The following is a 12365-nucleotide window of genomic DNA, read 5'->3' as shown; positions in this document are numbered from 1 at the left end:
ACGAACTAAGTGGTTGGATTTTCTTTCTCGTCTTTTACTACAAGGTTTACGGAATCAATTCCACTCACATTGACATTGCGATTTACTTTTGCGTCATAGGTATCCGCTTTTACGATATCTGCAAGGTCAATGCCGGTAGCTTCTTTCATACTCTCAAAAAGCTTTGCCATGACTGCCGGAACATTTCCTGCAACCTGCTCAACACCATTGTTGCCACCATCGCCACCGATAATCGTAATTTTGTCGATCTGACCTAATGGCTCTGCAATCTTTGCAGCAACATCCGGAAGAACTTTGATCATCATCTCGGCTACAGCTGCTTTGTTGTATTTTGCATATGCTTCTGCCTTTTTCTCCATCGCTTCTGCTTCCGCAACACCCTTTGCCTGAATGGCTGCTGCTTCTGCTTCACCTACTGCACGGATACCTTCAGCTTCCTGCTCTTTTGCAAAGCGGTCTGCTTCCGCCTGCGCTTTTCTTGCTTCTGCCTGACGCTGTGCCTCAAACTGTTTTGCCTCGGCTTCTTTCTGTCTCTGATAGAGAGCCGCATCAGCTTTCTGCTGTGCTGCATATTTGTCTGCTTCCGCCTGCTTCTTAACTTCTGCCTCAAGAGCCTGCTCTTTAACTGCAACCTCTTTCTGTTTTAACTCAATCTCACGTTCCTGTTTTGCAATATCTGCGTTGGCAGTTGTTACCTCAATAGTCTTACGCTGCTCCTCTTTCTGGATTTCGTAAGCGGCATCTGCCATAGCTTTTTTCGTATCTGCTTCCTGCTGTAACTCGGAACGCTTGATTGCAAGTTCATTCTGTTTTTTTGCGATCTCCGTCTGAGCTGCAACTGCTGCATCATTGGATTCTTTGTCTGCTGCTGCCTGCGCAACTTTGATATCTCTTTCACTTTCTGCTCTGGCAATTGCTGCTGCCTTTTTAATTTTTACGATATTATCAATACCCAGGTTCTCGATAACTTCATTTCCATCTACGAAGTTCTGTACGTTAAAGCTGATAATATCCAGTCCCATAGCTGCAAGGTCAGGTTCCGCATTCTCTTTTACAAGAGTTGCAAACTTCTGTCGATCCGAAACCATCTCCTCCAGCTTCATCTTTCCTACGATCTCACGCACATTACCTTCGAGAACTTCTCTTGCCACACCTGCAATGTATTCTGTGTTCTTATTCAGGAAGTTTTCTGCTGCAAGTCTTAACTTTTCAGGTTCATTACTGATTTTAACGTTAACCGTTGCGTCTACATTAATGTTAATGTAATCTGCTGTCGGCACTGCATTGCTGGTTTTGACATCAATTGGGATCAGTCGAAGATTCAACTTATCAAGACGTTCAAAAAACGGAATGCGGATGGCTGCTTTTCCGATTACGATTTTTGATTTTTTCTTAATACCGGAAATAATAAATGCCATATCCGGTGGTGCCTTCACATAGCCGACGGCTAAAAAAATGACAATGAGTGCAATCACCACAATTGCGATAATTGCAGAAGCTGGAATCAATTCTAACATCTTAATCCTCCTTGTTTGCGAAGCAAATCCCATTTTACAAAGTAAAATTTGTTCCCCTGAACGAGGAGAGGATTTAGCCTCCTTGTTTTAACATTTGTATGATATTTTTTATTATAAATGACTTAATGTTAGAATCCTATACATTTAACCTTAAAGATTTCTTAATTTTTCATCCTATCACAGATACCCATATTTTTTCCGTTTTGTCCACTGATAATAAACCGACACAAAAACTGCCAGAAATTCCGCAACCGGAATTGCGAGCCAGACACCGGTAAGTCCAAGAATATTGGGCAGAATCATCAGTGACAGGATAATAAATACACACGTTCTGCCAAACGAAATAATGGCTGACGTTTTTCCATCGGATAAGGCTGTAAACAACGAAGACGAAAAAATATTAAATCCGCTGAACAAAAACGACAATGCAAAAATACGCAGCCCCTCAGATGCCATGACATAAGTTTCCCCGCGGTCTTGAACAAAAATGGATGCAATGCCATCCGAGAGAAGCCATGAGAAGAAGGCAATAACTACCGAGGATGCAATCACAAAGCAATTACATATTTTGTAAAGACTTTTCAACTGGTCACGGTTTTTCGCTCCATACTGAAAACCGATGACAGGCGCAACACCGATGGAGAATCCAAGGTAGAGCGAGTTAAACAGAAACTGAGCATACAAAATAATTGTGATGGCAGCAACTCCGTTTTCTCCTGCAATGCGCATTAAAATAATGTTGAATAAATACGTGATGATCGCATTTGCCAGATTGCTGACCATCTCTGAAGAACCATTAAAACAAGACTGTTTTAAGGTTGCCCCATGAAAATGGAACGGCACAAAATGCAATTCACCCTTGAAAAAGAAAAAGTATACGGTTCCTACAACGGCAGGAATCATCTGTCCAATTCCGGTTGCAATCGCAGCTCCTTCAATTTCCATACCGCAGACCGCAAGAAAAAAATAATCAAAAAAAGCATTCGCAAGCCCGGCGATCACAGTAAGCACCAGACCAAGACGCGGTTTTCCTGCTGTGACAAAAAAGGATTGGTACAACGACTGTAACATACATGCCGGAGCAAACAATACAAGATAGATCAGATAGGCATTACAGTAATCTAAAATACGTTCACTGGAACCTAAAAACAGACTGATCTGATTATGAAAAAGTAATGTGGCGATCATCAAAAGTACACTGAGCGCCACTCCGACTGCAGTGAGAAACGAGAAGTCCTCCATGGCCTCTTCTTTTTTCCCCTCCCCAAGTTTTTTACTGACAACGGCACTTCCTCCTGTCGCAAACATGATTCCGACTGCCAGTAAAAGATTGAAAACCGGATATACAATATTTGCCGCAGAGAGTGCCTCACTGCCAAGATATCTTGAAATAAAAATTCCATCCACAATCGTATAACACGACATAAACATCATCATAACCATGGATGGTAATGCAAATTTTAACAATGAAATCGGTGTAAATTTCTGACTGATTGACTGTGACATACAAAATCCTTTCGTAAAATTCTATTCATATTAAGTAATCTTAATCTGTATCATTATGGTACGCATCCAAATAATCATTGGCATTTCAGCGCACAAATGCTATCATAAACTATATGGTAACAATATAGTCAAGTGCAAATTTTAAAACGTTTCCATCCTCAATGACACAGTACTTTTTAAGCTTTATCATTGTTAATCTGGACATAAGGAGATACCGTATGGATCACAACAAATACATGACTACAGGCGAGTTTGCAAGGCGCATGGGTGTGACAAAAAATACCTTGTTTCATTATGATAATATCGGTTTATTTTTACCGGAAATTGTGGATACCAACGATTACCGCTATTATTCCATTTACCAGATGGAAGTATTTGACACAATTATCATTTTGAAAGAGATGGGCATGCCGTTAAATGAAATCAAAGAATTTATGGATCATCGAAGCCCGGAAAGCCTGATGGAACTTTTTGAAAAAGAGGATAAAAAAATCACAGAACAGATCAAACGATTAAAATACCAGCAACAGTTTATCCGTGGCAGAAAAGAAAAAATGAAGGGAATCTGGAGCATTGACTTTGAGCACGTTTTCCGAAAGCAATTTCCGAACCGCTACTATATTTATGAGGAAATCCGAGATGAAACGGATGCAGGAATCCTGAAAAAGACGAATGAATTTATCACTGAATTCGAGCGCAGAAATTATCAGATGGATTATGAGATCGGCTATATCCAGAATGAGAACGATATTCTGTCCGGTGTTTATGACAATTACACAAATGCGGTCATCCTTCCATTTAAAAAGCCAAAAGGTATGGACTATCAGATACTCAAAGCCGGTGAATATCTGACGGGCTACCATAAAGGCCATTGGAATACGATCGGGGCCGCGTATGAACGACTGCTGGAATATGCCAGATGTAGGCAGATAAAAATAGATCACATTTTTTTAGAAACATATGCCGTCAATAATCTGATGGCAGAATCGATTGAAGATTATGTGACGGAAATTGGTGTCAGAATCATTTCTTAAATGTAAAAGCAGGGCATCCCCTGCTTTTATTAATCCTTATATAAGATCTTCTCTAATTCTGCTGTCGTCTTAAGATAGTAATCACAGTATTTTTGCATATACTCCCGCACGACCGGAATCTGGTTATCCGACCAGCCAGCACAGGCAAACGGAACGCCGCACGCCTTTGCCATGTCATAGCCGGGTTTTAAATCATCCACCATGAGAAGTTCCTCCGGCTTTAAATTCAGAATACGCATGGTTTCCTGCAATGCATAGGGATGCGGCTTTCTTTTCCCCTCCGGACATGCCCAGTCGAAAATAAGTTCCGGCGTCGGCAGTCCTGCCGCCTCGTAATCTCTCAAAATCGTCTTTCGCATGGAATGGGAAGACACACAGATTTTGCCACCATTTTCCACGTAAGTATGCAGTATCTCCGGCAAGCCCTCATAGACAGCCGGGATTGTCACTGCCGCCGCACGTTCCCACTCTGCCTCCTGATACCTGATCTCCTCCGGCGTATAGTGCAAAATGTCCGCGCACATCTCATAAAATCCCGGATCAAAATTATACTCCACAAACTGTTCATAGCTCATAGTCGTGCCACGCAGATCTTTCAGTGACCGCAAAAATGCCGGGAAATTAATCTCCGGTGTACTTTTTACAACCGTGTCATCGTGATCTAACACAAGGCATTTGACTCTTAGTTCCCATTGCTTCTTCTCAGACATTTTTAATCGTTCCTTTTCAATGATTTCTGAGTTTTCCCGCCAGATAGAGCAGTACATCTTTACGTGTGACAATTCCAATAAAAATGCCATTGTCATCTACTACAGGAACAAAGTTCTGGTTCGTGATCTTCTCAAATAAATCTTCCATGGATTCCGAGATTTTTACTGCCTCGTTGTCTCTTCGCCTCTTTACATCTGTAATTCGGATTTTTTCCATGCGATGGACATCCGGAAAATCTTTTTCCTTCATCTCCCACAGCAGATCCCCCTCCGTGATCGTACCGATATATTTTCCATCAAGCGCCAGCAGTGGAATCGCACTGTAACCGTGATACTCTAACTTTTCTACGACCTGTCGTAAAGTATCATCCTCCTCCACATGTGCCACCTCTTCTTTTGGTGTCAGAAAAAATAATATATTCATCTTTTGCACCCTCTCCTGTTCTTCTCTCTTGCACTCATTATATCATGAAGCAAAGCTTCATGATCAACATTCGTCGCTCGCCGAACGCATGAATGCGTTCTTCTCACTTGCACTCATTGTATCATCAAGTACTTATACACACCAGTGAAAAGAATATGAATTTTTTATTCCTTGACAAATTTGTTCTTTTTGTATAATCTATTTTTAAAAGGTCTAATTTTAGACTTATTGTAAATAATAACCAAAAGTAAATCAATTTTTCGTAGGAGTGTATCAGTCTATGTTTCCTTCTGAATTATTAACTGCAAATAAAAAAATCATGCATGTATACGAATCTTTTTGCACGCCTCTCTGCAGGAAGTACCAGCTGAACCAGAGCGATCTGGATCTGATTTTATTTATCGCTAACAACCCAATGTATAACACCGCAAAGGATGTCTGTGAAACCCGTGGGATTAAAAAAGGCATTGTCTCGGTGACAACGGAAAGACTCGCTCAAAGTGGCTATCTGATAAGAGAAAACGACCGTCATGACCGAAGGATCCAACGGTTATGCCTCACGGAAAAATGCCAGCCTATTATAGCGGATGGTCGAGAAATGCAGACGCATTTTTTCACCTCTGTCACTGCCGGACTGACGGACACAGAATTAAAACTTTACCATGAATTATCAGAAAAAATCCGCAATCAGGTGATCAAATTAGAAAAGGAGTTGTAAAATTATGATAACATTTATCGTATGTCTGCTCGCCGGACTTGGCGCAGGCCTTGGCACCGGCTTTGCCGGAATGAGCGCAGCGGCTGTAATCAGCCCGATGCTCATTGCTTTTTTACATATGGACGCCTACCAGGCAATCGGTATCGCACTTGCCAGCGATGTCCTCGCGAGCGCAGTTTCCGCTTATACCTATGGAAAAAATAAGAATCTGGATATTAAAAACGGACTTGTGATGATGTTCACCGTCATGATCTTTACCTTTGTTGCAAGTTATCTGGCAAGCTTTATCCCAAGCACGACCATGGGCGGTTTTTCCACATTTATGACAATGTTACTCGGTATTAAATTCATCGTAAAACCCGTTATGACAACCAAAGAAACGATGGCTGCCACCGATCCCAAAAAACGGATCATCCAATCCATCATCTGCGGAACTGTCATCGGATGCATCTGCGGCTTTGTCGGTGCCGGAGGCGGAATGATGATGCTTTTGATCCTGACATCCGTTCTGGGCTACGAATTGAAAACGGCAGTCGGAACCAGTGTTTTCATTATGACTTTCACCGCCCTGACTGGAGCACTCAGCCATTTTGCGATCGGAGGCACTCCTGATTTGGTTGTCCTTATTCTCTGCATAGTCAGCACTCTGATTTTTGCCAGAGTTGCCGCTGTTCTTGCGAATAAAGCACCGGCAAAATTGTTAAATCAGGCGACTGGTGTGATCTTAGTGATCCTCGGTGCTGCGATCATTGCTGTGCAGTATGTTTTCTAAAATAACTGCAAAATGCCAGCCCAGTCAATATTGGGACTGGCATTTTCTGTTCCACATTAAGCTCTGCCTGATAGCTTTAAACAAATTATTTATTCATCAGATCAACATAATGCTGTGCATTATGCCGGTTATCTTCCACTTCCTCTGCCGTGAGCTGGCGTACTACTTTTGCCGGATTTCCGAATGCCATGGAATTGTCTGGGATGACCATTTTCCCGGTGACAAGTGCACCAGCTCCGATGATGCAGTTCTTTCCTACAACAGCACCACTTAGCAGAATACTTCCCATTCCCACAACGGTATTATCTCCAACCGTACAACCATGGACTACCGCATTATGTCCGATGGACACACCTTTTCCGATGTGGATGGAATGTCCTTCATCCGTATGCAGTGTGCTGTTATCCTGCACATTGGAATTGTCATCGATAAAAATGCTTCCCGTATCACCACGCACCACTGCATTATACCAGATTCCAACGTTCTCCCCTAATGTTACATCCCCGACAACATGTGCGCCCGGGGCAAGAAAAATATGTATTTTCTGATTATCTGATTCTGATTTTTTCGATTCCATATTTTTTCCTCCCTGCTTTTCCATAACAATTAATTTTTCAATGCCGTAATTGGCACTACATAATGAAAACATGTTTCCGGAACTATTAATTCCCATATATTCATGATTTATTTTATTCCAATCCGACTGATTTTACAAATCTAATCCAACAAATTTTTTTCAATCCAATAGATTTTATAATTTTAATCCGATTGATTTTTAAATCCCAATCCGACAGATTTATGGTTTTCTACCAGATTCATTTTAGATTTCATTTAAAAATGTTGTACACAAAATGGCTTTGTTTTACCTTCTCGTTTACATCGCTCCAACTTCTGCTGTGCTATCTGAATTGCCTTTTCTTCATCACCGAATTTACAGAGTTTTCCATACATTCTGGCGCTCTTTGCCTTCGAGTTGAGCCATTCTTCTGTTACTCCTTCCTTGTCAATGCAAAAACCATAATTATGTGCATTTGCGGCAAGCCACGTATATACCTCATCATTTGAGCTCTTTGATTTATCAGCATTAATATCAACTGCAATGCCTAATTGGTGTTCACTTGTTCCGGGCAAAGCTACCCATTCCTTAGCAGTTCTTTCTGCTCTTGACTGTGAATATCCTTCATTTATATAAGCCTTTATCTTATCATCTAATATTTTCTGCTGTTCTTCATAAGTTCGATAACCTTCCCAAACAACCGGATATATTCCATCTTTCCTTGCTGCATCAAACATTTCTTGTAAATACGGATATATCCTGCTATCCACCTTTTGACCATTCGATAATTCCTCGCAACTTATTTTTTTTATCTCTTTTCTTTGCCATATTGTTATTTATGCCTTCATCCTTCTTGACCAGCTCTTTATAGCGAATGGCATACATAGAATACCAATCAAGACAGGAATAGTAATAAGTAGATATGGTGACCAGATAAGCTTCCCTAAAATACGAAAAGTATTAGTTCTGAAAATATCTGTTGAACTTCCTACCAATGGTATTAAATCCAATGCTTTTTGCATTTCATAAGGAAGATATTCTGCAATCATCATTGGTCCATATACAACAGCCAGACTAAGCAGTAAGGTAAGTACATTATTTTTTACAGCCGCTGATATAAACATAACAATTCCGGCAAAACCTATTGCTCCAAGCAGTACAAAAGCATATTCATAAATTTCTGCCTGCAGCATATTCATAGGTGCAACAGCAATCAGCTTGATATTCTGAATCGGCATATTCCATCCGGCAGTTCCCATAAAAAACAACTGTGATATAACGCTTGAAACAGCAAGTAATGCAAATAACTCCACTGTAAACGCTAAACCAGTAAGAATTTTGGCAAGAGCTATTTTCCCCCAACCATTTCGAGTCGTCAATACTAGTGTGCTTGTATTATCATGCCATTCGCCCGCAAATAAAGAGGATAAAACAATACCGAGAAACAAAGCCATCACAACTCCCAGATCCGCAACCATACTACCAAGAAGCGTTGACCAGCCTTCTACCCACTCATAACGAAATGGTTTTTCTACCTTTCTCTCTATCTGATGTAAAAACTCTTTTTCAGCTCCTACCTGACCACTGACCTCCAAAAACTCATCAAGCACCTGCTGTCTTCTTTCATAGAAGCCTGTTAACTTATCCGGATCAACATAGCTTATCATCGTTTTATAATTACTGGTATCTCGAAGCTCCGGATACAATGTTCCGAGCCAACTATTAACTATCTGCCAGTCTGTCTTTTCCAGTTCTTCCTCCATACCATCAGCTTCCATTTGCTGATAATTACTTACTATTTTCTGCAAGGTTTCATCCGTCAATTCTCCACCAAATGAAAGTGCATATTCCTGACTATCCTTTATTACTGTATATCCATCAAAATTATTGCCAAAAGCACTTGTATAGTCATCTGAACTGCCAAAACCGAACCATTGAAACGAAAGTATGCTTCCAAAAATTACACAATAAACAAAACACAACAACACACATATTTTAACAATTTTCTTTCGCCATAACTTTTTATGCTCTAACCAAAATAGTTCCATTCTATTTCACTCCTTCCTCTGTGGAAAAATAAAATAAATAAAGATCTTCCAATGTAGCTTCACAAGGAACCGCTCGCTCACTAGGCATATTGTCTGAAATAATACGCAATATAATTTCTTTTCCTTCGTGCCGTAAATTAGCAACCGTTGTTTTTGTCTGCCATTGTCTAGCTTCTTGTGGAGAAACAGAAAGCTCCCAAACCTTACCATTTGCCTTGTGAATCAACTCAGGAACCGTACCCTGCAATACAAATTTTCCTTTTTTCATCAATAGCACTTCATCTGCTATTGCTTCTATATCCGATACAATATGTGTGGAAAGAATTACAATTTTATCGCCTGCATACTCTGAGAGCAGATTACGAAAACGGACACGCTCTTTCGGATCAAGTCCTGCAGTCGGCTCATCCAAAATCAAAATTTTCGGATTATTAAGCAACGCCTGTGCAATTCCTACTCTTTGTTTCATACCACCAGAAAAAGTTTTTACTTTTTTGTTTGCCACATGGCTTAAATCAACCACTTCCAACAATTCAGTCACACGTTTTTTTGCAACATTCTTCGGTATTCCTTTCAGTGCTGCAATATACATTAAGAACTCCACCGCAGTATAATTTGGATAATATCCAAAATCCTGTGGTAAATAACCCAACACATTCCGGTAATCTGCCCCCATCGAAGTTATTTCTTTTCCATCCAGCAATACCTCCCCTGAGGTTGACTCCAAAACAGCACATAGCATACGCATCAATGTTGTTTTACCTGCACCGTTAGCCCCCAAAAGACCATATACTCCCGGCTTTAAGGTTGCACTAACACAATCTACCGCTATTTTCCTGCCATACTGTTTTGTTAAACGATCAAGCGACAATTCCATACATTTTTCCTTCCTTTCTCATCTCTGCAATATAATGAATTTCATTTATAAAGAACATAGCAAAAATCAAAAATGTAACAATCCACACCCCCACTGCTGATGTTTCATATAACCATGGCAATATTCTTGCTGACATACCCCAACAAATGCAGGAACCCAGCATTACAATCGCACATATCTGTAAACTCTGTTTCTTTTGCAAACGGATCAAACGTAGCAACGCAACCATACACACTAAGTACGGAACCAGGCAGTATAGAACCATCTGTCCAATCTCTTTATAAGAATTTTGCAAATAAACTTCCATACACAAAAGAATTGTTATACACACCAAATTAGCAGCCCCAGCCAAAACTAGCTTTGCTAACGTGATTTGGGCACCAGAAGCTCTTGTTACCGCTTCAATCTCGCTCATTCCATAATACTGGCTTTTAAAAATTGCTGGCATGACAGCCAATACAAACAGCGGCATAAAAATTGGTATATTCTTTGGCACGTCTGCAATGCTGGCAATTGTTAAACAAACTATAAATAACGTTACTGCCTGCAAACCAAATATTGGAATACCTTCAAAGCGAAATACATCTGAAAGATAGTGAAAGAAACCTGTCCTCGGTTCTGCCCTAGTCACTTCCTGTTCTCGTACAATTTCAGTGCAAAGCTTAATCGTTTCCTCTAATCTTTTAGGCTGTACTTCCTCTCCTAAAGATTGCTGTAAATAGCCCTTCAAATTTTTATCTTTCATTTTCCTGCTCCTTTCTCATAATTTTTAAAGCATTACGAACCCTGCTTTGTGCTGTTCGCATATTGCATCCCATCACTTTTGCAATCTCTCCAAAACTAAGTTGTTCTCCAAAGCGTAGAATGACTGCTTCCATTTGTTCTGATGATAAAAAATTCAAAAAATAGCTTATCTCTGCCCTATCCTCTAGCCGAACTATGTCGTTATACTCATGCACTATATTTTCTTCATCTTCTATTGGAGAAAACTCAACCTTCCTACTTTCATCAATACATAAATGGTTTGCAATCGTGTATAGATAAGCCTTAAATTTCTTTTTCCCTTTATATCCGGATAAATTCTTAAACAACTTCAAAAATGTTTCCTGAGTCAGGTCTTCTGCTTTTTCCAGATTAGAGCAATGCCACCTACAGTAACGTAAAATAGATGTATAATAGCGTTTTATCAATTCTTCTGCTGCATTTTCATTTCCAAGTAGAATCTGTTCCACTAATTCGTCATCACTCAACACGCATCAGACTCCTTTCCATTGAATATCTATCTATATATAATAACGGGTTATGCACTTAAAATGATTAAAAGATTCCTCATTTTTTCTTAAAACGAATGAAACTATTAAACCAATATTTTATCTCAACTCCTTTCAAAAATATCAAATAAATCAAACACTACCTTTTCCTCCGCTTAGAGTAATACTTCCCACACAATCCCGCACTGGCAACTCTGTTTACCCATTATGTATCAACGGTTGCTTCTTCAGCATCGCCTTCTGCGTCCTCCATAGAAGCGTTTATTCCTAATGAAAATGGAGATTTAATGCAATATTGCAAATGCACCAATGATTTTGTGAATGCAATCATCGATGACTATTTCAATTCTTTTAAAATACGCAAGGATTTAACAGAAGGTCTGGTTTATGAATGGACAAACTCTATGGAGCAGATACATGATAGGTATTCCGATGAAGAAATCATTACACCTACGGAACCTACATGAACGGCAATTTTAATACATGCATAGGAAAACTCAAAATGAAACACCTGCCCCACGATGGCAGACACACCTTTGCTTCACTCATGGACAGCGCCGGAGCAAATGACGTATGTATCAAATTGATTATGGGACACAGTATGAAAAACGACACCACCAAGGGAACGTACACCCATAAGACTTTAGAAGAACTTCTTACAGAAGTGAACAAGATATAAAACAATAAATCGAGACTGATTGCTGGATACACTTATGATGTTTCTTATTATTAACATTACACTCATATTCAGCTTGAATCATCTTGAAAAACACCGGATGAAATGCTTCAAAAAATCATCCAAAATCAGTAAAAACGAGTGTATACCACCTGTATATCACTTGTGTACCACGTGTATATAACGACCTCAAAATAACGTAAATTATCTTCTATTTATGAATATTCTGACAATTCTTTTGTCATTTCAATACATA

15 protein-coding genes are annotated in these 12365 nt (G+C 39.8%); 5 read left to right on the top strand and 10 right to left on the bottom strand.

The window, feature by feature from the left end; genetic code table 11:
* Positions 1 to 5: 5 nt before the first annotated feature.
* Positions 6 to 1517: a flotillin family protein gene (locus tag ROSEINA2194_RS04505; RefSeq protein WP_044927199.1), complete on the bottom strand. Its 1512-nt coding sequence runs from the start codon at positions 1515 to 1517 to the stop codon at positions 6 to 8.
* A 177-nt stretch (positions 1518 to 1694) separates the two neighbouring features.
* A complete protein-coding gene (locus ROSEINA2194_RS04500) occupies positions 1695 to 3023 on the bottom strand; it encodes an MATE family efflux transporter (RefSeq protein WP_021923418.1) in 1329 nt (442 codons plus the stop codon).
* Positions 3024 to 3241: 218 nt separating this feature from the next.
* Here ROSEINA2194_RS04500 and ROSEINA2194_RS04495 point away from each other — a divergent pair, with 218 nt between their 5' ends.
* Positions 3242 to 4057, top strand: coding sequence for a MerR family transcriptional regulator (locus ROSEINA2194_RS04495; protein ID WP_021923417.1), 816 nt, complete (start codon positions 3242 to 3244; stop codon positions 4055 to 4057).
* A 29-nt stretch (positions 4058 to 4086) separates the two neighbouring features.
* Here the strand turns inward: ROSEINA2194_RS04495 and ROSEINA2194_RS04490 are convergent, their stop codons facing one another.
* On the bottom strand, positions 4087 to 4767 hold the full coding sequence (locus ROSEINA2194_RS04490) for an HAD family hydrolase (protein ID WP_007883902.1): 681 nt from the start codon (positions 4765 to 4767) through the stop codon (positions 4087 to 4089).
* A gap of 16 nt (positions 4768 to 4783) precedes the next feature.
* Entirely contained in the window at positions 4784 to 5191 is a 408-nt protein-coding gene (locus ROSEINA2194_RS04485; RefSeq protein WP_007883901.1) for a CBS domain-containing protein, read from the bottom strand.
* A 280-nt stretch (positions 5192 to 5471) separates the two neighbouring features.
* Here ROSEINA2194_RS04485 and ROSEINA2194_RS04480 point away from each other — a divergent pair, with 280 nt between their 5' ends.
* Both ROSEINA2194_RS04480 and ROSEINA2194_RS04475 read left to right on the top strand, forming a co-directional pair.
* Entirely contained in the window at positions 5472 to 5909 is a 438-nt protein-coding gene (locus ROSEINA2194_RS04480; RefSeq protein ID WP_007883898.1) for a MarR family winged helix-turn-helix transcriptional regulator, read from the top strand.
* 4 nt (positions 5910 to 5913) lie between these two features.
* On the top strand, positions 5914 to 6681 hold the full coding sequence (locus tag ROSEINA2194_RS04475; RefSeq protein WP_007883897.1) for a sulfite exporter TauE/SafE family protein: 768 nt from the start codon (positions 5914 to 5916) through the stop codon (positions 6679 to 6681).
* Positions 6682 to 6766: 85 nt separating this feature from the next.
* Here the strand turns inward: ROSEINA2194_RS04475 and ROSEINA2194_RS04470 are convergent, their stop codons facing one another.
* From ROSEINA2194_RS04470 to ROSEINA2194_RS04445, 6 genes are all read right to left on the bottom strand, one after another.
* A complete protein-coding gene (locus ROSEINA2194_RS04470) occupies positions 6767 to 7258 on the bottom strand; it encodes a gamma carbonic anhydrase family protein (protein ID WP_044927201.1) in 492 nt (163 codons plus the stop codon).
* Between the two features lie 254 nt (positions 7259 to 7512).
* A complete protein-coding gene (locus tag ROSEINA2194_RS22785) occupies positions 7513 to 7974 on the bottom strand; it encodes a M15 family metallopeptidase (RefSeq protein WP_007883888.1) in 462 nt (153 codons plus the stop codon).
* Positions 7975 to 8073: 99 nt separating this feature from the next.
* Positions 8074 to 9285 (bottom strand): ABC transporter permease subunit, encoded by a 1212-nt coding sequence (locus ROSEINA2194_RS04460; RefSeq protein ID WP_007883887.1) that lies wholly within the window; start codon positions 9283 to 9285, stop codon positions 8074 to 8076.
* 1 nt (position 9286) lies between these two features.
* Positions 9287 to 10162: an ABC transporter ATP-binding protein gene (locus tag ROSEINA2194_RS04455; protein WP_007883886.1), complete on the bottom strand. Its 876-nt coding sequence runs from the start codon at positions 10160 to 10162 to the stop codon at positions 9287 to 9289.
* Positions 10146 to 10907 (bottom strand): hypothetical protein, encoded by a 762-nt coding sequence (locus tag ROSEINA2194_RS04450; protein ID WP_007883884.1) that lies wholly within the window; start codon positions 10905 to 10907, stop codon positions 10146 to 10148. The genes ROSEINA2194_RS04455 and ROSEINA2194_RS04450 overlap by 17 nt, the downstream gene beginning before the upstream one ends.
* Positions 10897 to 11415 carry an RNA polymerase sigma factor gene (locus tag ROSEINA2194_RS04445; protein ID WP_007883883.1) on the bottom strand — a complete coding sequence of 173 codons (519 nt, stop codon included), beginning with the start codon at positions 11413 to 11415 and terminating at the stop codon, positions 10897 to 10899. The genes ROSEINA2194_RS04450 and ROSEINA2194_RS04445 overlap by 11 nt, the downstream gene beginning before the upstream one ends.
* A gap of 305 nt (positions 11416 to 11720) precedes the next feature.
* Between ROSEINA2194_RS04445 and ROSEINA2194_RS21765 the strand changes: the two genes are divergently transcribed.
* Positions 11721 to 11900: a hypothetical protein gene (locus tag ROSEINA2194_RS21765; RefSeq protein WP_007883882.1), complete on the top strand. Its 180-nt coding sequence runs from the start codon at positions 11721 to 11723 to the stop codon at positions 11898 to 11900.
* 35 nt (positions 11901 to 11935) lie between these two features.
* Complete coding sequence (locus tag ROSEINA2194_RS04435) at positions 11936 to 12112, top strand: site-specific integrase (protein ID WP_227970483.1); 177 nt, start codon at positions 11936 to 11938, stop codon at positions 12110 to 12112.
* Positions 12113 to 12365 lie beyond the last annotated feature (253 nt).

It is taken from the genome of Roseburia inulinivorans DSM 16841, from assembly GCF_000174195.1.
Lineage (GTDB): Bacteria > Bacillota > Clostridia > Lachnospirales > Lachnospiraceae > Roseburia > Roseburia inulinivorans.
The sequence above is the reverse complement of the archived record's forward strand: the minus strand, read 5'-3'. Positions and strand labels throughout refer to the sequence as shown.